Raw genomic sequence first — 24,741 nt, forward strand, 5'->3', positions numbered from 1 at the left:
ATCATGAAATTAGAATCATTGATAGGCAATACGCCCCTAATAGCACTTCAAAGAATACCTCTCAAAAAGGAAGTGACGATCTACTGTAAGCTAGAAGGTCAAAACCCAGGAGGCAGTGTCAAAGATCGTGCTGCACTAGGCATGATCTCCGCTGCACTTGAAAGAGGGGATGTCAAGCCAGGGGATCGCTTAGTAGAAGCGACAAGTGGTAATACGGGTATAGCTCTCGCCATGATCGCTAGTATGAAGGGACTGCAAATGACGCTCATCATGCCAGATAACTCCACCGAGGAACGCATCAAAACGATGAGGGCCTATGGGGCAGAAGTGATCCTCACACCAGCTGCACAGACGATAGAGTATTCTAGGACTCTAGCCGAAGAGATGGCCGCATCGGGTGATTATTACATGCTTAATCAATTTGGCAATGCGGATAACTATAAGCAACACGAAAAAACGACTGGCCCCGAGATTTGGAGGGATACGAAGGGTCAGGTGACTCACTTTGTCTCTGCGATGGGCACTACTGGTACGATCATGGGTGTCTCTCGATATCTCAAAAGTCAAAATCCAAATGTCCAAATCATCGGTACGCAGCCGACAGATGGTTCGCAGATACCAGGGATCAGAAGGTGGTCACCTGAGTTTTTACCCAAAATATATGATGCCAGTAGAGTAGATCGTATCATAGATGTCAGTGCTGAAGAAGCCACGGAGATGACGAGAAGGCTAGCAAAGGAAGAAGGAATCCTTGCGGGAATGAGTAGTGGAGGGGCGCTTAGTGCAGCATTGAAGGTGGCTTCAACGATAGATAAGGGTGTCATTGTCTGCATCACTTGCGACAGAGGAGATCGCTATTTGAGCTCTACTCTTTTTGAGTAAGGAATAAAAAACTTCCTCTTAAAATCTTTACCTTGTCAAGGTAGCTACATTCATATTTATGCATGATTTAAAGAATAAGACAGTGCTCATCACTGGTGGTGGGTCAGGTATCGGCAAACTGATGGGAAGAATGGTTCTGGAAAAAGGAGCGCAACTCATCATTTGGGATATCAATCAAGCCAATATAGACCAGACAATCACTGAACTGGCCGCATTTGGCTCCGTTACGGGCTATCAGATAGATGTGACTCATGTGGAGAAGGTCACAGCCACTGCACAACTTGTCAAGCAAAAACATGGGGTCGTAGATGTACTCATCAATAACGCTGGGACGGTCGTAGGGAAGTATTTTCATGAACATTCGCTCAGAGATATCAGCTTTACTATGGAGCTCAATGCTAATGCGCCTATGAATATCGCCCTAGCCTTTTTGCCAGATATGATGGCGCAGAGGAGTGGGCATATTTGCAATATCGCCTCTTCGGCTGGACTGATTTCAAATCCCAAGATGTCTGTCTATGCTGCTAGTAAATGGTCTATGATCGGTTGGTCAGATAGCTTGAGACTTGAGATGCAAGCCCTCAAAACAGGGGTGGGTATCACGACAGTCACACCTTACTACATCAACACGGGGATGTTTGACGGGGTCAAGTCTGTCATCCCAATCTTAAATCCAGAGAAAGTTTCCAAAAGGATCATTAGCGCCATTGAAAGAAATAAAATATTTGTCAGTATGCCTTGGACGGTACGTTTTGTGCGGTTTGCGCAGGGACTCTTTCCCATCTGGCTCTTTGACTGGTTCGTAGGAAAGGTACTCGGTGTATATAGCACGATGGAGCACTTCAAAGGAAGGTCATAAAAACAAAATCCCTAGCATCTATCAGACACTAGGGATTTCATTTTCATTGTAGTCGGGGTGGCAGGATTCGAACCTACGACCTCCTCGTCCCAAACGAGGCGCGATACCGGGCTACGCTACACCCCGAAACTAGGTTTTTACAACCCTTTTTTCCTTGAGAGGTCTGCAAAGCTAAGTAAAAAATCGAACTATCAGCAGTTAGTCCCTCAATTAGCCCATAAAAGAATCTAGCTTTATGCTTTGACCTTGATTATCAGGACTTAAATTTCATCAAAAAAGGGCTACTTCAAGCAGCCCTTTTTGGTGTGTGATGATATTCGCTGATTACATCTTCTCGATCACGATAGCAGATGCACCACCGCCACCATTGCAGATACCAGCTACGCCTATCTTACCACCTTTTTGGTGGAGGACATTGCTGAGTGTAGTTACGATGCGTGAACCAGATGAGCCTAATGGGTGACCTAGAGATACTGCACCACCCGCTACATTGACTTTATTGCTATCAAGATTCAATACTTGGTTGTTTGCCAAAGCTACCGCAGCAAAAGCTTCATTGATCTCATAGTAGTCCACTTCCTCAGGAGTGACTCCAGCGTTTTTGAGGGCTTTAGGGATCGCTAGTGAAGGCGCAGTAGTGAACCAAAGTGGATCTTGAGCGGCATCCGCAAAACCTCTGATCTTAGCGATTGGCTTCAATCCTAGCTCTTCTGCCTTTTCTTTGCTCATCAAAACTACTGCAGAAGCACCATCATTCATGGTAGAGGCATTGGCAGCAGTGACTGTTCCGTCTTTGGTAAATACAGGTCTCAGGCTTGGGATTTTGTCAAAGCTGACGTTTTTGAACTCTTCGTCTTCTTCGATAAAGCTGACGTTTCCTTTTCTATCTTTCACTTCTACTGGGATGACTTCCTCTTTGAAAAAGCCGTTTTTCCAGTTCTCAGCAGATCTTTTGTATGAATTGATTGCATACTCGTCTTGGGCTTCTCTGCTGATGTTCATTTCTTTGGCGGTGTTGTCTGCACAGTTTCCCATCGGGAATCCATTGTACACTTCCCAAAGACCATCTTTTACGAGGCCATCTACAAATTCAGCATTGCCATATTTGTATCCAAATCTAGCCTTAGGCACATAGAATGGCACATTGGACATGCTCTCCATACCACCTGCTACGACTACATCATTTTGACCAGTCATGATAGACTGCGCGCCAAACATGATGGCTTTCATGCCTGATGAACATACTTTATTGACTGTAGTGCAAGGGACATTGTAGCCTATACCTGCTCCTATGGCTGCCTGACGTGCAGGCGCTTGTCCTAGATTAGCAGAGATGACATTGCCCATCAATACTTCTTGTACTTCTTTAGGATCTACTTTAGCCTTGGCCAAGGCACCTTTGATAGCGATAGATCCAAGCTCTACAGCTGTGAAACCTGATAGACTTCCGCCAAAACTTCCCATGGGTGTTCTAGCGGCTGCGATGATGTATACTTCTTTCATGTTTAGGGTTTATTTTATGGTAAATATCCTACCAATCTGGCTTTCCATTTGGAGGCCTTTTGGTAGCTTTCTTTTTTTGCTGTTGGATAAATTTGATTTCGTTATTGTTCAAGGCATTGAGTATGGCTTCGGCTTTTTCCTTGGAGATATTCATCTCTTTGAGCTTGTCCATCAACTCTTGCTGTGATAGTTCTCTTTGCTGCTGTTCAGGGGATTTTTCGGACTGGCCGTTAGGATCATTTTTCTCATTGGATTTGTCAGCATCTCCGGGCTTTTGATCTTGTCCAGACGGGTTTTGCTTTTGATCGTCCTGCTTATCTTGTCCTTGATTATCCTTGTTTTGGTTTTGCTGCTGCTGATTCTGCTGTTTTTGTTGCTCTCCATTCTTTTGATCCTGCTGCTTGTCTTGAGCCGAATCCTGTTGCTCTTTGTTTTGGTCTTGCTGCTGCTGTTGCTCCTGTTGCTTTTGTTGCTGCTCTTTTTCTTCCTTTTCTTTTTCTAGTTTCTCCAAGAGCGCCTTCATTTTGGCATCATTAGGGTATTTTTGTAGCCCTGCCTTGAGCTGAGAGATGGCTTTATTGGCATCACCTCCTATGTAGGTCTGTGCTGAGCCATGAAATATGTCCGCAGCAGATTGCGCCCAAGCACTCTGGATGAGTGTGCAGGATAGGAGAAATACGAGTCCAAAGAGTATCTTTTTCATAAGCTTAATTGTCTACTTCTACTACTTCTGTGAGTCGTTGTACAAAGTCCTGATAGGCTTGTACTGTTTGGTCCTTTTGATAGGCTTCTATCATCACTTGTAGCGCAGCGCGATAGTCTCGCTTATTGACCAAATCGTCTGCTATGGCTTTTTGTTGCTTGGCAAACTCACTTGGTTCGATCTTGTCTTGCTGGTCTTGCTCTTGCTGCTGTTTTTGCAACATCTTTTTGACCAGTTCATAGTTATAACGTGCGTTATCGTTTTTTGGATCCTTTTTGAGGGCTTGTTTGAAAAGTTCTGCTGCTTTTTCTAATTCTTTATCCTTGGCTTGCATGATGCCCAGCTGTGTGTAGGCTATAGAAGCGGCTTGTTTGTCTGCATTGTCTAGGAGTGCCTCATAGGCTTTGGTAGCCGCTTCGTTTTGCTCGGATTTGTAGTAGGCATTGGCGAGGTTGAGCAGTACACTTGGATCGCTCACTTTGAAGCTGTCGACCAATTGCCTGTTGTATTTGATGGCTTTTTCAAAATCCCCTCCTTTGAAAGCTTCCTCAGCAGCTGTTTTTAGCCGATTGACTTGGGCGATTTCATTGAAACTCCCCCAATCGAGAAAGGCCAGCATCAGTAGCAATATGGCGGTAGACTTGGTCATGGCTTATACTGTTACGGTTTTGAGTGGTGTCAAAAAGTCTATCACTAGCATCACTAAAGCTAGTAAGACGAAGTAGTAGTATTTGTCGGCAGTGACATCGATGGTGCGGGTGTCTATGGCTTCTCCTTCTATTTGATTGATGGCGGAGATGAGTTTGCTGGATTCGTTTTGGCTGTCGCTGATCTCAAAGTACTTGCCATCTGTCTGTAGGGCAATGGCCCTGAGGGCACGGTCATCTAGTTTGGAGATGACATCTTCGCCTGTGCTACGGTCTTTGAGGAATGCATTTCCTTGTCTGATCTTACCTCCGTCTTTGGTCCCTATGCCGAGGGTAAATATTTTGATGCCTTGGTCGTCTAATGCCTGTACGACTGATTCTGTATCATCCCCGAAATCTTCCCCATCGCTGATAAGGAGTACCATTTTGGCTTTAGGTCGGGCGTCCATGTCTGTCTCAGCGGTGAGCTTGTCCAATGCCATCTGGAGGGGTGCACCAAAGTCTGTGCCTCCGCTTGGGACGAGGTTGGAGTTGAGCGTCTCAAAGTAGAGCATGAGGGCGCTCTGATCAAAGGTGAGTGGGCACTGCATGAAAGCCTCTGAGGAGAAGATGATGAGTCCTATGCGGTCTGAGTTGAAGGCTTGGATGAGTTTTTTGATTTCAAACTTTAGTTTTTCCAGTCTGCTCGGCTGTACGTCTATGGCATTCATGGACTGGGAGAGGTCCACAGCGATGAAGATGTCTTTGCCGATGGCTTTGATCTCGCGCTTGCTTTCCCCAAAGCTGGGTCCCATGAGGGCGAAAAGTACGAGGGCAAAGGCGGCTATTCTCCAGATGAGCTTGGTGAGTAGGGCAGTCTTGCTGACGCGCAACTTTCGATTGATCTGCCAAAATCTCCCGAGGTATAGCAAATAGGCAATGGCAAAAAGGGTGATCAGCCAATAGGCACTTTCTTCTAAAGGGTATGTGAAATTGATCTGGTCCATCGGAAAACAAAGATATAAAAACCTGATGGGGACAAAAACATCAGGTGGTAAATTAATGGGGTGGGGGGATTTGGACTAAGCTTTGAGGGACAAGTGCTTAGCGCTGGGTGCTGTGATAATTTTGATAAACTTGATAAAAAAGCCTTGTGCTATTGGTGAAATGAATGCGAATAATTTATATTTGCATCGCATTTGGGGAGATCATATCAAAACAGGTGCTGATAAGCCAAGTACACAGAGAGTTGGGTGAGTGGCTTAAACCAGCAGTTTGCTAAACTGTCGTACGGGTAATTCCGTACCGGGGGTTCGAATCCCCCACTCTCTGCACTTTAAACCCCTTTGAGGTATGATACCTTAAGGGGTTTTTGTTTTTGATGCAGTTAAGTGTGCTATAGGGTGAAACTAATTCTTGGCTTCTAAGGAAGTGAAGATTGATTCATAGCCTATGAGGTCTGTTTGGATGATATGTCCCGTATTGAGTTCATACAATGACCCTAGATTGCCATCAATAGCATGAGGAGCGGCACAAGTCAGCTTATTAATCGTCAGTACGATTAGCTTATCCTCTTTTTTGATGGGTAGGAGATCTGCCAAGTCAAATTGTTTGGGCGTATTGTGAAAGTCTTCATTTTCATATTCTCTCACTTGAAAAGTATGGGGGTCATCTAAGTATAGGAGTACTGAAATATCAAGAGATTCATTGAATACTAATAGGTAGTTGGTCACATTAAAGTAGGTGACTTCATCCTCAAGCAATTCTACTCTTCCCGAATGGCTGTAGGAGACTTTGGTGCCTTCTATGTCTACATTCACCATACCATATACATGCCTAGTGATATCTGCATAAAGGTTGAATTGAAGGCCTTCCAGGTAAGATGTGTCCAAGTATTGCTTGAGGCCTAAAACCTCTCTGTTCAAGTTACTTCCTTGAAAGGCTTTTAGCATTTCCGCTTTGAAAGCTTTAGCAAATCCTTTCGTGTAAATATCTCTTAATATGGGTTTGAGTGTTGCGAGGAGTTGCTCTGCATGCGCTTTAGCTTTTGCTTTAGGATTGGTAAATCGGTGAGACTTATCGGCTGTATTTTGGAGCATTTTGACAAAGTACTTGCCTCTAGTATTGTAGTATAATAGTTTCCATACTCTACCCACCATTTTTATTTCTTGCTTTTGTGTAGCCATGGTACAAAGGATTTGTGTGAGAAAATACATTTCAGGGATAAGGATAAAACCGATGGTCAAAGACCACCGGCTTTATGGTAAATGATGGCAAATTAATCAGGCATCAACTTTTTTAGCTGCCTTCTTTGGGACAGGTAACTTGCCTTCTACTGTTACTTGACTGACTGTAGTCAATACACCTCCTATGGCTAATACATAGCCTCCTGCTGTGATGACCGCTGCGGGTAAAGCCACAGGTGCGGCTAGTATGCTACCTCCAAGGGCTGTGATGACCAATCCGATCAATCTCAGCTTTTTGAAGAATTTAGGCGTTGGGGCTTTAGCCCTTTTGACTATTTCATTATCTGTAAGACTCATGATGTATTAAGTTTTGGTTTGACTTGTAAATTTGTGTGCGTAAGAATTCTATCCGTTCTGTAAGAAGTCGGATAGCCCCTTGACTTTCAGCTTGCTGCTTAGTCATCTGTTCTTGCAGACTGTTAATAGAAGCCTGCGCTTTCCTCAAATCCAATATCAGTGATCTGATGCTGTATGAAAGGATAGAAAGTAGCAGGGACAAAAGCCCCGCTACAATCAAGTGTGGTGTCAGAAACTCCATTCTGACATATCTATTGCTTCAGCTTCAATGACCATGGTACCATCGGAAGTGACTATGAGTTCACAATCACCATATTCCTGTAGTATCTCGATCAATATGTCTCTGAGTTTATAAAAGGCTCGTCTGGAATAGACGCCTTTACCTTCACCTGTAGTCTTGGACACAGGTGCTATGCAACCTTTTAGCTCTTTGAGTGCATCATTGGCTGGATGGATGTCTATTCCTTCTCGGCCAGGCACATCGAGGAGTCTAATCACCATGTCATAATCCTCACTAGGAATTAGTTCTAGCGCATAGATGCCTTCTGGAATGCAGGATGTTTCTTGTTTGTTGTCGTTCCATGGCAATTCGATGGTAGAACAGATTAGCTCATTGTTGTAATAGAGCAAACCATTTGTTCCTAGTGGGAAATATGACCTATTGAGAGTCAGCCTATGCATGCGGTAAATGCTGAACTACAGTTAGCGCATTGAAAGAGCCGTTCATGAACTGGTAGTATCGACCACCTACTTCTTTGACGAACTCTACTCCTAAGGCAACATACTTGTCGTATGCTTCAAGACCTGTAATGTCCAGGTTCATGCTCAAGTCTTCTTTAATGTCCAGAATAGAGAAGTAATCTGATTGTGCTTCAATCTTACTTGTCTCATTTGCAGCAAAATCAACTGCTCCACAGGCACAGACAATTCTGAAATGTGTGACATTTGGTGGTATGACCAATTCCCTTTCAGGATTGATGCTCGCGAAAGCTACCGTAATAGCTGATTCTGTACTGGTGATAGCAGCTTGCACTTTTAGGATGTTTTCTAATCGTGCTGCACTGTTGAACTCAAAGTTTCTAAGTAAGGTAAGATCCCCTTCAGATACTTTGCGTAAGCCTGGTATCCCATCAGGGTTTGATCTAATGATCGCACTCATGATTGAGAACAGTCTGTTGTTCATTCGAGGATCCTTAACACTGTCAATCGAAGTGGAGAATGCTGATAGGAACAGTTTGGCAGACTTGGAAGCATGTTCAAACTCTGCCATGTTTTCACGGGTTCTTTTGAACCTTGGATCAGACTGTATTCTTTCCTTGGAGACTCCACCTTTGAGCCTGGCAAGGAATCCATCTTTAGATTTGTAGAAGTTCACTTCATCTAGCGAACCTTGGATTTTGAATATTCCTTTTTGCTTTGGCATAATTGTATTTGTTTTGGTTTAACTGTGGCAATATGGGGAATGAAGTGGTTTGGAGAAAATGAACGTGCGTTCTGTGCGCATTTTGCGCATTTATACACTTTTTGCGTTTTATGCGGATTATGCGTTCTGTGCGCTTTATGCGTTTTATGCGCATTTCGACACTTTTTGCGCTTTATGCGTTTTGTGCGCTTTTCTTCACTTTTTGCGTTTTATGCGTTTTATGCGCATGGTCAGACCCTTAATGCCCAACTATGTACCAAGTATCTCCCAAGTATCTCCCAAGTATCCCCCCAACCATCCCCCAAGTATCTACCTAGAATCATGGGGTAAAGTATTATGAATTCTAGGTTTTGTGCAAAATGTTGAAGTTTGAAAAATCGAAAATTTCGAAGGTTTGGAAAAATCGAGCGTTTGTTTTTGTTGATTTTACAAAATAATGTTTGGTGAGAAGTGAGGAGTGAGCGGTTGGTTATAAGTTATAATTTATGGGTGATGAGTTATGAATGATGAATGAGGGATGGAGGATAAAAGATACATAAGCTTTTAAACTCTCATTTTATAAGAAATCGTGTGAGGTTTCTCTTAAAGGATAGGTCTAGATTAGTTGGTTTTGATAGTAGATCGTTGTTACATTGAGTAATTAAATGTGACCTATGTATGATATTGTTTGGCTTTAGCTTAAAGAGTAGTCTGTTGTTGATTTTTTTTATCCATGGACTCGTCTTTAGCTCTTTACTTTTTATAAAAGGCTTCAAAAAAAATGATCAAGCTAGCTACTGGCTTAGTTTCTTCACTTTGTTGTGTGTATTGTATATTAGTCCATTTATGCTCGGGTATGCAGGGTGGTACGGAAAAGAGCCTTACAGAACAATTCTTTTTTATATTCCATTTCAGCAACTTTATTTAATCCCTCCTGTCTTGTATATCTATTTTCAGTTTTTACTGAATGCAGAGTTTAAATTATCTAGAAAGCATCTTATTCACTTTATTCCTGCCTTTTTATATTTGGTTTATTCCTTGACTATCATTCTGATAGATGAGTATGTATTGGGATATAGTTATTTCTATTCTGATGGGAGAGATAAGGATTTTGATCCTTTTTATCAGCTTACAGGCTTCATTTTTCTAATATATTATCTAATTCTAACTTTTAGACTGTTTAATAGATATACCTCTATTACTTTCAACACGTATAGTTTTGCTGACTCTTTAAAGTTTGAGTGGGCTAAAAGGTTTTTGATTGCTCTTATATTATTGATATTAATTAGGATTCTGTTTTTTCTAATTAATCCAGAATGGGCTCAATTTGGAAGTAAGTTTTGGTATTACTTGTGTTTTTCAATACTCTTCTATTATATCTCAATAAGTGGATATGTTAATCACACTCGGTCTATAACTTTACTTGATATAGGAGTCAATGACCTTATTTCGAAGAATCAAAAGCATTCCTCATCTAGGGATTATAATAATCTCGAGCAAATCGAAGAGTTGGGTAAAGCGCTTGAAAGGATAATGATTGAAGAGAAAATGTATTTAGACCCCAACCTTTCTGTATATGAGCTAGCAAAGAAAATAGGGACTCATCCTAAAAAGGTGTCTGAAATAGTTAATAGGATCTATCATAAAAACTTTAATGATTATGTCAATACTTATAGAGTCTCCGAGGTCATCTCAAAAATTCAGTTAAATGAACATAAGCAGGTAACTTTACTAGGATTAGCACTTTCGTGTGGTTTTAATTCGAAGTCAACCTTCAATAGAGCGTTTAAACAAGTAACTTCCCAAACACCCGTTGATTATATTAAATCATTAAAGTAGTGTCAGATCAGGATTTGAGGCGATGTTTAAATGGATAAGGGTTATTCTTGAGGAAAAAAATATATCCATGAAAAAATCGATCATAGTTATCTCTTACTGCTTTTTGCTCTTAGCTCATCTAAGAGTGTCTGGACAGAATCATGTCTACAATAAGGATTCTTTAGACGTAATAGCACTTCAAGATGTGCCACCTAAGTCACCTGGGATAGCTACAGCAATCATTGATAATGGGAAAGTAGTATATAAGCAATATGGAGGATATGCCAATTTATCTGACAGTACCTTGATCAATGAGTATACTCTATTCAATATTGCTTCTAATGGAAAGCAATTTACTGCATTGGCAGTATTGCTATTAGTAGATCAAGGTAAAGTATCTCTTACTGACGATATTAGGCTGTATTTACCTAATGTATTTAAGGACATAGAGCAAAACATTACTATTGATCAATTATTACATCACACTAGTGGTATCAGGGATTTTTATGATCTTCTATCTCTACAAAGAAAGACTTGGTGGAAGCTATCTTATACGAATAGTGATGTTCTCAGACTTCTTGAAGATCAAAGAGAACTAAACTTTAAACCTGGTACGCAATATCTCTACAGTAATTCTAACTATGTACTACTTGCATTGATCATAGAACAAGTAAGTGGATTGACTTTCGTAAATTTTACTAGACAAATGTTTGACCAACTTGGTATGAACAATACTTTTTTTGTGGATGATGCCAAGTCATTAAATGGTCCAATTGCCAAGTCATATTTTAATTTTGGTACATGGACTACCTATGATTGGATTTGGAATGCCTGTGGAGATGGTAATATCTTTTCTACACTCAGCGATCAGATACAATGGGAAATGATAGTTCAAGGTAAAGTGTCTCAAATCAAACCTGAATTGATTGATCTAAGTCAAACACTTCCTAACTCTTCCATTTCAAATTATGGCTATGGACTCGAGTTTGGACAGTATAAGGGATTAACCTATAGATTTCATGAGGGAGCTACAGGCGCATGGAAGGCCACCATATTACGATTTCCAAATGACAATAGGTCATATATAACAATGACAAATACTGGTAAATCTATTCCTTCAATGCAGACTAGACAAATGGTTGATATTACTTATAACCTAGAGTCAGATGAAGCGTATTTTTTGACAAAACCTAAAGTCATTGGTGCTTTTGTTGATCAAGAGCAGATTGTAGGTTTATATAGCACTACAGATGGTTTTTTATTTCAATTTCTCGAAAAGGATGGGATATTATTTTTAAGAAGAGATGGTAGAAATGATGTTGAGTTAAAAAGAGAATCAGCCAACATCTTTCATCAAAAATTTGATCCTGATTTCAAACAAGAGTTTATAGTAAATGCTGAAGGTATACTTGAGGTTACTGCTTATTATATCAATCACGCCCCCTATACCCTCAAGAAAATCCAGCCGATTAAAGGTTTTAATTTTGAGCAATTGAATGGCGTCTATAAAAATCAAGAACTTGGTGTTACTATCAGTTTGAATTATTTAGGAGGTCAAGAATATGATATTAGACTTGGAAATGATTCTATTCAGAAAGGGTTGTTGTTGACAACTAATGAGATAAAGGTTGGCGGATATCTTTTAAAGATTAGTGGTAATACTTTTCGATTGGATGGAGATAGAATAAAAAATGTGTTGTTTGATAAGGTGAGCAATCTGGACAGAGATCAGTAATAATCATGAATTTGAGGAATGAGATATAATCACAAGTGCCCGTCAGGGACGGGCAACTTGCTTTCACTAAGCAGAAGATACTCCAAATCAAACTGCTTGGCTAATCTTAAAGCACTATGGCTAATCCTTCCACATCAGAATCTAAGATCATAGAGCCATTAATAGGATCGTTACCAGTGAACCTTGCTGAGCAAATCTCTACAGCAGGAGAACATAAGTATCCATTCGGTAGCTCATCCTCTGGTGTCCAAACAAAGTCATTTTGACCTGTTCCCGTAAATACTTTTACAAAGATTACATCATCATCAGATGATGGTGCATTTGCAAAAGCGAATCCTGCGCCTATCACAAAGGCGAGTGCTGCGAATACTAATCTTAAACTTTTCATTTTAAGGTTGGCTTTTGTACATCAAAAAGCCTTAAACTTTAGATTAAACATGTGGTAGGCGCTTCAAACAGGGGCATACCTTAACCTGTATTCCTAGCTAGAGAATGTTTATATAAATAGGCTGCTATAGCCGTCATTATGGTCAATGTGATGTTGATGTATAGATGGAGTTCCCAAGAGATATTTCTAAAGATGCCAGCACAGGAGCAAGGGATGAATTCAAATGAACCTCCATACACATAGGTTACATATATGGTAAATGATAACATGAGCGTCCCGGAAGCTAGGAGTCCCATCCAAATAGTTCTTTTGAAAAGGAGTAAAGCCATGCAAGCTAATTCGGCTAATGGTACACCAATGGCCAAGTAAGGCTTGATGAAAAGTGGCAGCAGGCTTCTTGAACAGCTTTGGGATAGAGCGTGCGCCAGAGCAGTCAGACCTGTATGAGTTGTTTGGAGACCTCTTTATGTCAGGGCCGATCTTTACGGGAAATAGCGATACGAGCATCCCTAGAGCCTATCTCAACTACTTGGTCTTTGATGAGCAGATGACCTTGGTGGACATGGGCTTTAGACAAGTGAGTGCGGCAGGACAGACGGATGGGACTACGGGCACACATGAGACACTATCAGCTGATGTGACGATCAGTAAATCTGGATTTGTTTTTGTATATTTATCCAATGAGAGCGGACAGGTGTCCGAGGTGTTCTTTGACGATATGCGGGTGGAGCTGGCTCATGGGCCACTGCTGCAAGAGACGGGCTACTATCCATTTGGATTAGAGACCTATCAGAGCAATGCCAGTGGGATGACTGGACAGAAGTATCTGTATCAAGGGGTCGAGTTTAATGACGCTATTGGTGTTTACGAAACAGAATATAGACTTTATGATCAGCAAATTGGTAGGTTTTTGAGTGTTGACCCTTTAGCGGATCAGTTTTTAAGTTGGACACCATATCATTATGCATATAATAACCCTATCTTTTGGAATGACCCTACAGGAGCTGCTCCAGAATCTGGAGATGAGTTTAGGGGGTTAGCTACTCGATACATTGATCCGAGTGGAAGAACCATAATCAATACGGATGATGGTAGAGATGATGTTTTCGTGGTTCCGTGGAATAGGGTCAATGATTTTAAAAGGAATGCTGAATTTGCTTCAGAGACAGGGGTTTCAAATTCAGGTGGATGGAACGACTATTGGAGGTCTGAGTTTCAAATGCTTGTCAGTGAAGGTACTCTTAATATGCTTCATTCTGAAAGGGCGAAAGATGCTTTGATTGACTATCTGGTTTCGGGTGATTGGAAGGATTGGGGTAGGTTTCTTATGTGGGAAGTAGGAGGACAATGGACAGACCCGGAATTAGTTGTGGGGAGTCTATCCCTAACAGTTGTATCATTACCACGTTCAATTAGAAATTCTATCAGTCCTGGTCGAGAAAATCATATATTTAGTAGAAAAGAAGGGAAATTTATAAATACCCCAAATAATCGAAGAGCAATAGAACAATTATCTAATAATAAAAGATTTAAATTGGGTATTGACCAATACGAAGTAACATGATGTGCAAAAACAAGAAGTGATGGGACACAAATATATTCTGCTGTTAATAAAAAAAATGAAATTATTTCAGCAGGAATTAATAGTGAACCGCGGAAGTTTACTTACGATCAAGGATTAAGAATTAAACCAGAAAGAAAATGACACAAAAAGAGGGTTATTCAGCAATGTATTTGTTTTTAGAAAACTGGTATAAAATTACAAAATCAGAAGATATTGGCGAATTGTTAAGTTTAATGGAATTCTTGGATGATGGTGGTCCAGTTGACTCAGCTATGTGGGAATACTGGGAAGACGCTATGCATAGAGTAAAAAGTGGAGACGAACCTTCTTCAAAAAAATTGATTTAGTTATAAGATGGAAGATGAAAAAAGTCTTAGGGTTAGTCATTTACTTAAAGTTATAGAACGAGGAGAGTGGTTTGAATGATCATCTTTACTAGAGAATTACATAACTATTTTAGTAATTGATTTCATGTCATAGCCCACGGTTTAAACCGTGGGCTATGGTGTTTTAAAAAGGTTATATTCTTTTAGTTTGAAGCATATCCTCCCTTCGTGAGACAGGTCTCCCTCTAGGAGGTGAATATGACCAGTTGATGGTGTTAGATCAGCAGCCTTGGTAGTCTGAGACCCTCCCCGAGGGAGGCAGGTCATCGTGCCTTAGGCAGGTGCGATACAAAACAAATCGTTTCATCCGATGCATTTCGGCAGGTACGGCATGTAGTTGTTACACCCTTACAGGGCTAGTGTGTGTAACGAAATCACCTATACATAGGGCTTCACCCTATGCTATTTTATTTCGACCCTGCCTACTGCAGGCAGGCTTTCAGGCCTTTATCGTTTCATCTGATATATAATACGACCAGTGGATAGCATAGGTACAGTAGCAACAGTAGTCAAGGATCCTCCCTTCGTGAGGTAAACTTTCCTATCGTCAACATGACAAAACTAGCATGGGATCAAGAAACGGTCTGTACTGTAATCTGTAGGGTCTTTAAAATGAAATGAGACATGATCAATGGAGACGCCCTGTAGGTCGTCTCTACAAATGACGATGAAAACGTCAACCTCGCCCGTCCTCGTTGCAAACGGGAGATGATTGTATGTGGAAAGAGACGCCATCAATGGACGTCTCTACGATAGACGTTGCAAACGGAGGATGATTGTATATTATAGGAGACGCGATGAATGGAGACGCGATGAATCGCGTCTCTACGGGTTGGTGTTAAAGGCTGGATTGCTTCGGGGCAAGCCCTCGCAATGACGTTGCAAACGAAGGACGATTATATATTAGAGGCGTGTCTTAATTGATGTATAAGGTGGGGAATTAAGTAAAATAATTGATTGGTTTTGAAGATTGATTTTTTGGTTTTGTAGCCTTTGCTATCCAAATGGTAATTCCAATTAAAATAAGTGCTCCTATGATGAGGAATGGCCAGTAATTGGGACCTTGCTCCATGGTGTCTTCTCCCACAAATACAAAGGCTCCCCAGTAGTAGGGGTGTGCGGTGTTGTCATCTGAGGATGCTAGGTAGGAGAGTTTAGCCGCTCTGATAGCTTCATCATATGAAAGTCCTTCATTTATGTTTGTATAAAATGACTCCATGAGTATGCTGGTAGATCTATCAGGAACTGCCCATAGGCTCATCAGCACATTGGCGGCACCCGCATACATGAATCCTCTGGCTAAGCTGATGACTCCCTCTCCTCTTTGAAGTTCGCCAAAGCCGGAGTTGCAAGCCGATAAAGTGACTAGATCTGCCTGTAGTGAAAGTCCAAATATCTCATAGGTGTGCAGTAGGCCATCTTCATTGGTATCACTTCCGAGAATCAGTTGAGAATTGAGTGGATTTGACTCATTGATGAAAGAGTGTGTGGCCAAATGGATCATGTTGGCTGTTGGAGCTTTTGATTTGAAGCTAGCCTCTGAGGCATTTTGACCTATAAGAAAATCTCCTTTGTAAACTTCAGAAAGCTTTTCTAGCTCTTTTTTTGCAAAAGGTAACACACTCAATTTGTCTATACTGCCTCTTACTAGATCTTGGCTACTTGATAGGTAGTTGCTTCTGATGATGTCAAAGTCAGGAGAGAGTGCGAGCATTTCATTTTTGGTGGATTTCTTAGTTTTTTGTCCTGGCTTCAATAGTGAAATGGCGTACTGGTAGCTTATGGTGTAATCTTTAATGAGGTACTTGAAATCTTTGAACCCTTTACTATCTGCTTCTTCACTGATCAATAACTCAAATGGCAGATAGGCTAGCTTGCCAGCTGGTATAATGACGATTTTGTCTGGGTTGCTACTGGCCAATGATGGGCTAAGCAGCTTGTCATAAATGGTATAGGCGTATTTTTGATAGTCTCCTGAGGCTTTGGTACTGATGATGCGTAATAGTTCATTGATTGATTTTTCTAGCTGCTCGCTCTTTGGTACTTTATAAGCGCCTTGTATCTTTTGGTCAAAGAATGAAATCAAGTAAGCCTCTGAATTTTCATGTATGTCTATGACCAATTGGGATTTGAAGCCTGCGCGAAGTGCTGTGAAGTCAGTTGTTTTTGCGTCTGCGAAAAGCCCTTCTGATCCATATTCGAGTTGGTAATAATTAGGGTAGTCTCTTTTCACCTCTCTGATGAATTCATCTAGTGCTGATTTGGCTTTGATGAGTCCAAGACGATTTTCACTATTTGGTTCAGAGGAGCGGACAGTCTTGGCAAAGCTTTCTTTGTAGACAGCCTGTTCGTAATAGAGTAGGTTGCTCTTTAAGTCAATTTCTTTGGAAGCAATGTGCTTAGGGATGCCAAGCGTTATGTTTTCTTTGCCTTGGACAAAATCCTTTAAAGTGGCTGCTTTTGATAAATCACTTAGCCACAGCATGGTCCAAAAGTCTTCGAGCTTCTTGGTCTGATCTTGTAGTAGAAAAGCCAATTCGATGGCTTGGTCAAAGTTGTTTGCCAAATAGGAAGAATAGAGGGATTTTGAGCGGAGACTGGTGAGACCTTTTCTTGTGCGCATTCCGATCTTTATCCCTAAAATATAGGCATCCAAGGCTCCTTTTAGGTAATTGATGTCTTCTGTTTGGTCGTAGAGTCCTTTTAAAAGCGCCCCTTTTTCTATGAAATAGTTACTAAATATGGGGCTTTGAAAAAGAGAATCTACTGAAGGATTCATCCAGATGTTGTCACTATTTTCAAAAGTTGGGAATATTAATTTAGTGGCACTAGCAATGCTTTTTTCTACTTTATCTAATGATTTATTTTGGAGGTAGACTTGCGCTTTTGATAAATGAGCTTGGGCTTTGTAGGGAAGTTTATCTATTTCTTGTGGAGTGGGGATGGCTATCGCTTTGTCTAAAACATCAAGCGCAGTGGATCCTTCTCCTTTGAGTGCATAAAGTTTACCTAAGGATGCCATTCGACTGATTAGTCCTGGGTAGGTTGGGCCGTATTGGTCTTGAAGGAAATTGACCGCTTTCTGACCATAATAAATGGCACTATCGTATTCAGAGAGTAATCTGTATGTTTTCTGCAAATTGTAATAGGTAGAGCCTACATATTGGTCGTTTGGATTGATGGCCTCTAGTATGCGTAAATTCTCTTTTAGATAATTTCTTGCTTCCAAAATCTCTTCTTTGTTTTGATTGATTTCGATCAGTGCATCAGCCAAAACAAGGTTTTCTTTCATTTTTTCATATCCAGTAGGGTCACTTTCTGGGTTTGATAATCGAATCAATTTGGCTATTTCTAAATTTTCTATAGCAGACTGGTAGTTCGATAGATCAAGGTGATTGGATGCTTTATTGATATAAAGGAGGCGACTTTGATCACTTAGCTGTAAGTCGCGCTTTTGAAAAATGACTAAACTGCTATCAAAGTACCTTAGTGACTGTGCATAGTCAAAAAGTAAGTTATAATTGATGGCTATGTTGCTGTATAGTTGTGCAATCTGTATGTCAAATTTATGCTCTTCGTTCCTAGCCCTATAAAAATCCGCTAGTTCATTGAAGGTAGCGATGGATCGTTTGTTTAGTCCTCTGTAAGCATAGCTTATGCCTAATCGGTTTTTCACTCCATGTACGATCTCTACAGGGCCGTCTTTGATCGCATTGATGAGGGTATTGGCTTTTTCTAAAGTTAGGATGGCAGAGTCGAGTTCATTGCTTTGTAGAAAGGCATCTCCTTTTTGTGTTAGCTCGATGACTTTGAGGCTATCTTGATATGATATACGCTGTGCTAAAGCTGATGTGCTTAATAAACAGTAAATAATGGTGTATGCGAAAAGTCTATAGAACATGTGATTGGATCATTTTATCTGATTAAGGAGTACACGTACCTCTTCTTGCTTGTAGGGGTATTTTGAGAGTAGTTCTAGTGTAGCCTTCGCATTTGAAGTGTCTTTGGCAGCATATTCTGAAATGAATTTGTACCATAGACTTTGTTGGTATAGCACGCTGTCGCCAGATTCTAGATATTCTGCAAAGTAAAAGGAGGCACTATCATACGATTGAAGCTCTATTTTTATGATGCCTTTGTAGAATGCGGTATAGCTTAACTGCAAGTATTTGACCTGGTTAAATAATGAGTCCGCTTTTTCATAGGATTCATTTTCATAAGCGATCAATGCTTCTCTGGCCAAATTCAGGCTATCTTCCGTAGCATTTCTAGTGGTAGGAGTGATCACATTCGGATAGGGTTCATAATAGGCTAATACGTCTTTTGGTTGATTATCTGTAAACCATTTAAAAACAAAACTTAGGCCTAGCAGTGCAATGAGTCCTGCAGCTACATAATAAGTGATTTGATAGATTGGCTCCTTTTTAGGCTTAGCGATCGAGTGAGTTGACTCATCAAGTTGACTGAGCATCTCTTTCAAAGATGCCCTTTCAATATTTTTAAAGGCTTGGCGTGTCTTTAGTTGGAAGGTCACTTCCTCTTTAAAGTCCGAGTCTTCTTTCATCAATTGATGAAAAAGCATATTTTCCTCCGTATTAAGGGTTCCTTCTAGGTACTTTTCTATTAATTCATCTTTATTCAGCATCTTCAAAAGATTTTGAGTTCATAGCATCTTTTAAGCTTTTCATACAGCGTGATTTTTGGCTCTTCACTACGTCATTGTGATTGTAACCCATGATTTCTTTTATCTCATGTATCTTTTTTTCTTCATAATAGAAAAGCCTCAATAACTCTTGGCATTTACTACCTAGCTTGGCTATGTTATTTTCCAGTATCTTCACTTGAGGATCTGGCTCATAGAAAAAGCTGGTAAGGCTTTCTTCCTCATATTGATCCAATACCTGTTGATCGTCTTCCAAAAACTCCATCTTTGAGTTTTTTTTAAGTTTTGTAAACAGCATGAATTTACCAATGCTGAATAAGTAAGTTTTTAGGTGGCAGGTTTCTAATTGAAGCTTACCCATCAGTGCCTTTTCATAGAGTGCAATGACGGCATCTTGATAAATATCATATATCAATGCTTCATCTTGGTGGTACTTAAGTGCAAACTGAATAAATGAAGATCGGTGCATGCTGTAGACTTCCGCGAGAGCCTTTTTATCTCCAGACTGCAATCTCTCCAGTAAAAAATTATCCATTTCCAATTAGTCTATTTAAGGTCGTAAAAGTAAACACAGGTAATACCTAAAAGATCGAAATTAATATAAAGAACTGTCATTAATTGATTTAAGTCAATTTTTTTTTATCAAAAATCATTTTTTCAAGAAAACTTTTCTGTTGGCGTTTACTTTTTTGCTTCTGCTCATACTAAGCTGAAAATAATCTTAAACCGGTCAAAAGACCATAATCAAAACATATCATGAAAAAAATATTACTCATAGTATGCCTAGCATTTATAGGCTCTTATGCAGCAGAAGCACAAGTTAGAGTTGGTGGTACAGTCGGGTATGGCACTCAAGTAGAAGCACTCGGTATAGGAGTGACGGGCGACTATATCATCAATGAGAACATTGCTGTAGCAGCTAATTTCGCTTATTATTTTACTGAGAATTCGGAGTTTGCTAAAACCTCTTTTTGGGAGTTTAACGGTAATGTGAACTATTACTTCACGTCTACGGAATCACTGGAGGTGTATGGTATTGGGGGGCTCAACTATAGTCGCTCTGCTGTCACCTTTGAAGGCTTTGGCTTTGATGGATCTGCTGCAGTAGGAGAGATTGGTCTAAATCTGGGTATAGGGTCCAATTTTAATATTGGTAAGAATTTTCTGCCATTCGCAGAAATGAAATATGTGGTAAGTGAGTTTGACCAGTTGGTCATTCAAGTTGGTGTCAAATTTAATTTATAATCTATTATGAAGCGTATATCAATAACAAGCTTTCTTTTACTAGTTCTTTGTGTATTAGTTAGTTGTAAAGAAGATGAGGCAGATGAGCCTCAACTTAGTCAAGCTACTTATTCCGTCACTGTGTCTGGTGGTCCGCTAAATGGTAGGACTTTCACAGGTACAGCTGATCCCGAGCAATATATTAGTTTGACGGTCATTAGTCAAGAAGTAGGGCTATCAGGAGTTAGTGCTACTATCCAAGATCTGACAACAGAGTCAATGGTACTGATAGGTATGACGTTCCCAGCTAATCCTGGTAGTTCATTCACGGGGACATTTACTGAGGATACTGATACTAGTGCTGATGATCAGCAAGAATCAGCGTTTCTGTTTCTTACTTTAGATACCGGTGTAGGTGTTACAAGTTATTATAGTGTAGATGCAGACTATCAAGTAAGAAACTATAGTTTCAATAGAATCAGTACCTCTCAGGGTAATGAGATAGGGACCTCATCAATGGATATCGAGTTTAATGGCACATTTGAAGACGGGTTGAACGAAGATGAGCAAGTACAGATAAGAGGAACTATTAGAGTTGTTCAAAATTTAAACTAATTCTGATAATTCATTTATGATGAATAGACTAAACTTTTATTGCTTTTTATTGATCATCCTGATTAGCATTGCTTGTAGTAAGGATGATGATGTAGTGCCAAGAAATACGGCTAATACATATGAAATCAACTTTAATAGTGGAGAATATGCAGGAGTATCCTTTAAGGGTGAAGCGATTGAGGTGTTTACTTATTTTTCCAAAACCCCAGAAGGAGATAGGATAATCTCAAATATCGGATCCAATGATAACCTTGATCGCATTTACTTTGGCTTAAATATACTGGCAGAATCTATAAGTAGCGAGGGTGACTTCAACGGGGTATTTTCTTATCAGAATCTCTCCAATACAGATTACCCTAAAATTTTGGTAATCTATATAAGTGGCGCTCCAAAGGATACCTTCATTAGTCGAAATGTATCCTTTACCATAAGGGGCTTGGAAACCACGGATGATGGTTTGACTAGGAACAATGCTGCATACGAAATAGAGTTTGCAGGTACCTTTATGAATGATTTAGATCAAATCGTTCAGGTGGATGGAATTGTTAACTTCTATCCTTTTGATGAAGTATCAACCTCTTCAAACTAAGTAATTCAAATATATTTTCTCATAATTTGGTTTTGTTTGAGGGTAAGTTAAATGATTTAATTATCCATTTACTTTACTCAGAAACTCTATTGGCTTTGCTGATAGAGTTTTTTATTTTTTTGTTGATGATGTTTACTTTTTGCGTGATCTCAAATACTAAGAGGTGTATCAAATACTTACATCAACTAAATACACCTTAATATGAAGAAGTGGATCATTTTGGGACTTATCATTGGCCTCTTTTCGGTTGTCAATTCAGAGGCTCAAATGAAAAAAAGAGTAAAATCTACTGCTAAAGAAAGCACGACTCGAAAAGCAGAAAAAACAGTAGATCAATCAATCAATGCCGCAGCAGACGGCTTGATCAATGGGGTAAAAGGAGCTTTCAAAAAGAAAGATAAAAAAGTAGCCAAAAAAGGCAGTAAAGTAGAGCAGCCATCTTCACCTACTCAATCCGAAGAGTCGCCTAGTCAAAAAAATAGTCTTGATCGGTATGCGAAGTTCTCATTTATTCAAGGTGAGGAAATCATTGTTTATGATGATTTTTCACAAGACCAGCTTGGGGATTTGCCAGCAGCATGGATTTCTACTGGCTCGGCTGAGATTGTCAGCTTTGAAGGCTTAGAGGGGAATTGGGTTTGGTTTAATAAGACGAGTGGAAATTTTGTCCCTACCTATTTAGATAACTTCCCGGAAAATTTCACGCTGGAATTTGACTTGATGTATGAGTTTGAATTTGATCAGTATAGTTTCAGTAGATCACTCATGCTTGTCTTTACGGATATAGCCAATCCAGAGTCTAAGTTGGATTGGAATGGTGGAGGAGATTATTTCAATCTTCAGAAATTATCTGCTAACTATTTTGGTCTTTTATTTAATGCAGCTAGCGCGAATGGTGGCCCATATATTACTGGTAGAAAAGCTGTCTCTGCCAATAGGTCTCTCAATTTTAGTACTGATTTTAAGGCGAATAAATACATCAACAAAGACTTAGTTACTGAGCCATTGCACATATCGATAGCTCGAATGGGTCGCAGAGTGCAAGTATTTGTCAATGAAGAGAAAGTCCTTGATTTGACAAATGCTTTCGAGAAAGAGGTGAAACTAACTTCTGCTAGATTTTTTGTCAATAATTATACTGAGCAGGATAACTACTACCTATCAAATATCCGCTTGGCGGTAGGTAAGCCAGATCCAAGAAGTAAGCTCTTAGATGCCGGCACTTTTACTACTAGTGCCATCACCTTTAGATCAGGGTCTGCTGAAATCCAACCAGAATCCTATGGTATCCTCAAAGAAATCGCTGCGGCACTTGCGCAAGAACCAACTAGAAAAGTACAAATCATAGGACATACTGATAGTGATGGCTCTGATCAACTAAATATGAAGCTATCTAAAGAAAGAGCTTTAGCGGTAATGGCGGCACTTAAAGAAACTTTCAATACTCAAAATCCCATGGAGGTGGATGGGAAAGGAGAGGCTGAACCGCTAGCAGACAATAATTCTGCAGCAGGAAAGGCTAATAACAGAAGAGTCGAATTCATTTTAAAATAAACCAATAATCAATCAAACATGAAAAAGTCAATGATTTATGCTATGCTCTTATTATTTGCAATAGGAGCTGTGTCATGCAAAGAAGATGAAGCTAGTCAACCCGATGATGAACTATCTTTTTATGAGTTTACTGTTCAAGGAGGGGCGCTTTCAGGGAAAACCTTCAGAGTGATAGAGGTAGCAAGAGAGACGAACTCTACTGGATCTATAACAGATGAAAATCAGCAGGTTACCCAGTCAAACATCACTTTCTTTGAAGCGCGCAATGCTGCTACTTATTTTAGAATAGAATGGGATGGAGCAAGTGCTCGTCCTTTGAATGTAGAGTTTCCAAATGATGATGATAAGTTTAGTTTCATCAGATTGACCTGCGAGGATACAGATGGGCAAGTTTATGTGTTTGAGTCACAATCAGGCAGTTTTACAGTGGCAGAGAGAGAAACCATTATGCTCACTGATCAAATAACGAATAAGAGCTATCCTACCTATCAATTTTCAGGCACTTTCCAAGGGATGTTTAGATCCGTTTCAGGAAATGAAACAGTCTCCATTAGTGGCAGGCTAATCTTAGTACCTGGTAGAAATTGACTTTAAGCTTAGTGATTTTACCTAACCCCTTGAGGTATGATACCTTGAGGGGGTTTTGTTTTTAAATTAAGATTAAGAATTTAAGTTTTCTCATACATTAACTTTCTCTAAACCTCTCAGGAATGCAGGATTCTGTACAAGATGTGCAGTCTAGGTACATGTGTCTAGCGAGGTTTTCTTTTCTTTCTGTTTTCATGTGGGTGGCGTAGTAGAGGCACCTATTGGCATAGCAGTCTTTGGTGTCGAACTCCTGTGCGATTGTCGCGATGATCTCATTTCCGCTGATGTCTTCACAGTAGAGTTCGAATATGCGCTCGTCTATTTCTTTGGGCGGGCTGAATTTTTCCCACTCTTTTCTAAACTGTAGGATGGCTTGGTCTTTTTCTCTGTTGGTGAATTTCATCTTCCTTCTGGTCGGTATTTGTCTATTTAAGTATAATATGGCGGATTATAAATTTTAATCCAAGTCCTGTGGGTAGGGTGGAATGGTTTAGTTTTTCACTATCTTCACGCAGGGAACTCGTTTGATGATGGTATTCCATCATGTATTTATAAATCAATTTTTAAACAAGCTCCATGGAGCACAAACAAATTATCTTTATGAAAAAATTCTTACTTATTCTATGTATTGCCTTTTTAGGCACCTTTGCTGCGCAAGCGCAAGTTAGGCTTGGTGGTACTATTGGTTACGGAACGCAGATTGAAGCGCTTGGTATTGGTGTGATTGGTGATTATAAAATCACTGAAAATATCGGTGTAGCTGCAAACTTTGCTTATTACTTTGCTGAAGACACGGAGTTTTCCACTACGGACTTTTGGGAGCTGAATGGTAATATCAATTATTATTTCGTGACTAATGAAAGCATTGAGTTTTATGGTTTAGGAGGTTTAAATTACTCTAGAATTTCTACTTCGTTTGATGGGTTTGGGTTTTCTGGATCTGCTGCTGAGGGTGAGCTAGGCCTCAACTTGGGTGTAGGCTCTAATTTCAATATTGGTAAAAACTTCTTGCCTTTTGGAGAGATTAAATACATCATTGGAGACTTTGATCAGTTGGTCATCCAAGCTGGAGTGAAGTTTAATCTGAATTAATCCCATT

General features: G+C 40.0%; 27 protein-coding genes and 2 tRNA genes. 13 read left to right on the forward strand and 16 right to left on the reverse strand.

The genetic code is table 11. The features are described from left to right. The first annotated feature begins 3 nt into the window (after nucleotides 1–3). Nucleotides 4–882: a cysteine synthase CysM gene (gene cysM / locus I5349_RS00195; protein ID WP_226388704.1), complete on the forward strand. Its 879-nt coding sequence runs from the start codon at nucleotides 4–6 to the stop codon at nucleotides 880–882. Nucleotides 883–940: 58 nt separating this feature from the next. Beyond that, complete coding sequence (locus tag I5349_RS00200; RefSeq protein ID WP_226388705.1) at nucleotides 941–1,741, forward strand: SDR family oxidoreductase; 801 nt, start codon at nucleotides 941–943, stop codon at nucleotides 1,739–1,741. 52 nt (nucleotides 1,742–1,793) lie between these two features. On the opposite strand, the gene I5349_RS00205 is transcribed toward I5349_RS00200, so the two are convergent. The 5 genes from I5349_RS00205 to I5349_RS00225 form a co-directional block, all read right to left on the reverse strand. Continuing rightward, nucleotides 1,794–1,867: transfer RNA gene (locus I5349_RS00205), tRNA-Pro, on the reverse strand. A gap of 198 nt (nucleotides 1,868–2,065) precedes the next feature. Then, nucleotides 2,066–3,244: an acetyl-CoA C-acyltransferase gene (locus tag I5349_RS00210; protein WP_226388706.1), complete on the reverse strand. Its 1,179-nt coding sequence runs from the start codon at nucleotides 3,242–3,244 to the stop codon at nucleotides 2,066–2,068. Nucleotides 3,245–3,272: 28 nt separating this feature from the next. Then, nucleotides 3,273–3,947, reverse strand: a complete 675-nt coding sequence (locus tag I5349_RS00215; RefSeq protein ID WP_226388707.1) for a hypothetical protein — start codon at nucleotides 3,945–3,947, stop codon at nucleotides 3,273–3,275. Between the two features lie 4 nt (nucleotides 3,948–3,951). After that, entirely contained in the window at nucleotides 3,952–4,596 is a 645-nt protein-coding gene (locus I5349_RS00220; RefSeq protein WP_226388708.1) for a tetratricopeptide repeat protein, read from the reverse strand. A 3-nt stretch (nucleotides 4,597–4,599) separates the two neighbouring features. Continuing rightward, nucleotides 4,600–5,580, reverse strand: a complete 981-nt coding sequence (locus tag I5349_RS00225) for a vWA domain-containing protein (RefSeq protein ID WP_226388709.1) — start codon at nucleotides 5,578–5,580, stop codon at nucleotides 4,600–4,602. 236 nt (nucleotides 5,581–5,816) lie between these two features. Between I5349_RS00225 and I5349_RS00230 the strand changes: the two genes are divergently transcribed. Beyond that, a tRNA-Ser gene (locus tag I5349_RS00230) sits at nucleotides 5,817–5,905 on the forward strand. Nucleotides 5,906–5,982: 77 nt separating this feature from the next. On the opposite strand, the gene I5349_RS00235 is transcribed toward I5349_RS00230, so the two are convergent. From I5349_RS00235 to I5349_RS00255, 5 genes are all read right to left on the reverse strand, one after another. Continuing rightward, nucleotides 5,983–6,759: a hypothetical protein gene (locus tag I5349_RS00235; RefSeq protein WP_226388710.1), complete on the reverse strand. Its 777-nt coding sequence runs from the start codon at nucleotides 6,757–6,759 to the stop codon at nucleotides 5,983–5,985. Nucleotides 6,760–6,855: 96 nt separating this feature from the next. Then, on the reverse strand, nucleotides 6,856–7,116 hold the full coding sequence (locus I5349_RS00240; RefSeq protein ID WP_226388711.1) for a hypothetical protein: 261 nt from the start codon (nucleotides 7,114–7,116) through the stop codon (nucleotides 6,856–6,858). Continuing rightward, a complete protein-coding gene (locus tag I5349_RS00245) occupies nucleotides 7,100–7,357 on the reverse strand; it encodes a hypothetical protein (RefSeq protein ID WP_226388712.1) in 258 nt (85 codons plus the stop codon). Before I5349_RS00245 ends, I5349_RS00240 begins: the two co-directional genes overlap by 17 nt. Next, the gene (locus tag I5349_RS00250; RefSeq protein WP_226388713.1) at nucleotides 7,345–7,797 is read right to left on the reverse strand and encodes a DUF5675 family protein; all 453 of its coding nucleotides are present in this window, start codon (nucleotides 7,795–7,797) and stop codon (nucleotides 7,345–7,347) included. The genes I5349_RS00245 and I5349_RS00250 overlap by 13 nt, the downstream gene beginning before the upstream one ends. Then, nucleotides 7,790–8,539 (reverse strand): hypothetical protein, encoded by a 750-nt coding sequence (locus I5349_RS00255; RefSeq protein ID WP_226388714.1) that lies wholly within the window; start codon nucleotides 8,537–8,539, stop codon nucleotides 7,790–7,792. The genes I5349_RS00250 and I5349_RS00255 overlap by 8 nt, the downstream gene beginning before the upstream one ends. A gap of 1,527 nt (nucleotides 8,540–10,066) precedes the next feature. Between I5349_RS00255 and I5349_RS14295 the strand changes: the two genes are divergently transcribed. Both I5349_RS14295 and I5349_RS00265 read left to right on the forward strand, forming a co-directional pair. After that, nucleotides 10,067–10,357, forward strand: a complete 291-nt coding sequence (locus I5349_RS14295; protein WP_226389496.1) for a helix-turn-helix domain-containing protein — start codon at nucleotides 10,067–10,069, stop codon at nucleotides 10,355–10,357. A 67-nt stretch (nucleotides 10,358–10,424) separates the two neighbouring features. Then, nucleotides 10,425–12,071 (forward strand): serine hydrolase domain-containing protein, encoded by a 1,647-nt coding sequence (locus tag I5349_RS00265; protein WP_226388715.1) that lies wholly within the window; start codon nucleotides 10,425–10,427, stop codon nucleotides 12,069–12,071. Nucleotides 12,072–12,177: 106 nt separating this feature from the next. Here I5349_RS00265 and I5349_RS00270 read toward each other — a convergent pair whose 3' ends face one another. Continuing rightward, entirely contained in the window at nucleotides 12,178–12,459 is a 282-nt protein-coding gene (locus I5349_RS00270; RefSeq protein ID WP_226388716.1) for a DUF6520 family protein, read from the reverse strand. A gap of 80 nt (nucleotides 12,460–12,539) precedes the next feature. After that, nucleotides 12,540–12,824, reverse strand: a complete 285-nt coding sequence (locus I5349_RS00275) for a MauE/DoxX family redox-associated membrane protein (protein ID WP_369075569.1) — start codon at nucleotides 12,822–12,824, stop codon at nucleotides 12,540–12,542. 17 nt (nucleotides 12,825–12,841) lie between these two features. On the opposite strand from I5349_RS00275, the gene I5349_RS00280 reads away from it, so the two are divergent. Further along, the gene (locus tag I5349_RS00280; RefSeq protein ID WP_226388718.1) at nucleotides 12,842–14,023 is read left to right on the forward strand and encodes an RHS repeat domain-containing protein; all 1,182 of its coding nucleotides are present in this window, start codon (nucleotides 12,842–12,844) and stop codon (nucleotides 14,021–14,023) included. Nucleotides 14,024–14,160: 137 nt separating this feature from the next. Further along, nucleotides 14,161–14,370, forward strand: coding sequence for a hypothetical protein (locus I5349_RS00285; RefSeq protein ID WP_226388719.1), 210 nt, complete (start codon nucleotides 14,161–14,163; stop codon nucleotides 14,368–14,370). Between the two features lie 979 nt (nucleotides 14,371–15,349). On the opposite strand, the gene I5349_RS00290 is transcribed toward I5349_RS00285, so the two are convergent. From I5349_RS00290 to I5349_RS00300, 3 genes are read right to left on the reverse strand one after another with little or no spacing between them, the layout of a single operon-like run. Next, entirely contained in the window at nucleotides 15,350–18,310 is a 2,961-nt protein-coding gene (locus I5349_RS00290) for a CHAT domain-containing protein (protein ID WP_226388720.1), read from the reverse strand. Between the two features lie 9 nt (nucleotides 18,311–18,319). Continuing rightward, nucleotides 18,320–19,054 carry a hypothetical protein gene (locus I5349_RS00295; protein ID WP_226388721.1) on the reverse strand — a complete coding sequence of 245 codons (735 nt, stop codon included), beginning with the start codon at nucleotides 19,052–19,054 and terminating at the stop codon, nucleotides 18,320–18,322. Further along, on the reverse strand, nucleotides 19,044–19,607 hold the full coding sequence (locus tag I5349_RS00300; protein WP_226388722.1) for an RNA polymerase sigma factor: 564 nt from the start codon (nucleotides 19,605–19,607) through the stop codon (nucleotides 19,044–19,046). The genes I5349_RS00295 and I5349_RS00300 overlap by 11 nt, the downstream gene beginning before the upstream one ends. Before the next feature lie 221 nt (nucleotides 19,608–19,828). Here I5349_RS00300 and I5349_RS00305 point away from each other — a divergent pair, with 221 nt between their 5' ends. The 5 genes from I5349_RS00305 to I5349_RS00325 all read left to right on the forward strand — a co-directional run bounded on the left by I5349_RS00305 (nucleotide 19,829) and on the right by I5349_RS00325 (nucleotide 23,642). Next, nucleotides 19,829–20,317, forward strand: coding sequence for an outer membrane beta-barrel protein (locus I5349_RS00305; protein ID WP_226388723.1), 489 nt, complete (start codon nucleotides 19,829–19,831; stop codon nucleotides 20,315–20,317). Between the two features lie 6 nt (nucleotides 20,318–20,323). Next, nucleotides 20,324–20,911, forward strand: a complete 588-nt coding sequence (locus tag I5349_RS00310; protein WP_226388724.1) for a hypothetical protein — start codon at nucleotides 20,324–20,326, stop codon at nucleotides 20,909–20,911. Between the two features lie 16 nt (nucleotides 20,912–20,927). Beyond that, nucleotides 20,928–21,500 (forward strand): hypothetical protein, encoded by a 573-nt coding sequence (locus tag I5349_RS00315; protein ID WP_226388725.1) that lies wholly within the window; start codon nucleotides 20,928–20,930, stop codon nucleotides 21,498–21,500. A gap of 201 nt (nucleotides 21,501–21,701) precedes the next feature. After that, nucleotides 21,702–23,054 carry an OmpA family protein gene (locus I5349_RS00320; RefSeq protein WP_226388726.1) on the forward strand — a complete coding sequence of 451 codons (1,353 nt, stop codon included), beginning with the start codon at nucleotides 21,702–21,704 and terminating at the stop codon, nucleotides 23,052–23,054. An 18-nt stretch (nucleotides 23,055–23,072) separates the two neighbouring features. Continuing rightward, nucleotides 23,073–23,642 carry a hypothetical protein gene (locus I5349_RS00325; protein WP_226388727.1) on the forward strand — a complete coding sequence of 190 codons (570 nt, stop codon included), beginning with the start codon at nucleotides 23,073–23,075 and terminating at the stop codon, nucleotides 23,640–23,642. A gap of 97 nt (nucleotides 23,643–23,739) precedes the next feature. Here the strand turns inward: I5349_RS00325 and I5349_RS00330 are convergent, their stop codons facing one another. Then, nucleotides 23,740–24,045 (reverse strand): hypothetical protein, encoded by a 306-nt coding sequence (locus I5349_RS00330; RefSeq protein ID WP_226388728.1) that lies wholly within the window; start codon nucleotides 24,043–24,045, stop codon nucleotides 23,740–23,742. Between the two features lie 197 nt (nucleotides 24,046–24,242). On the opposite strand from I5349_RS00330, the gene I5349_RS00335 reads away from it, so the two are divergent. Beyond that, on the forward strand, nucleotides 24,243–24,734 hold the full coding sequence (locus I5349_RS00335; protein WP_226388729.1) for an outer membrane beta-barrel protein: 492 nt from the start codon (nucleotides 24,243–24,245) through the stop codon (nucleotides 24,732–24,734). Nucleotides 24,735–24,741 lie beyond the last annotated feature (7 nt).

It is taken from the genome of Penaeicola halotolerans (assembly GCF_016464625.1).
GTDB classification, from domain to species: Bacteria; Bacteroidota; Bacteroidia; order Cytophagales; family Cyclobacteriaceae; genus Penaeicola; species Penaeicola halotolerans.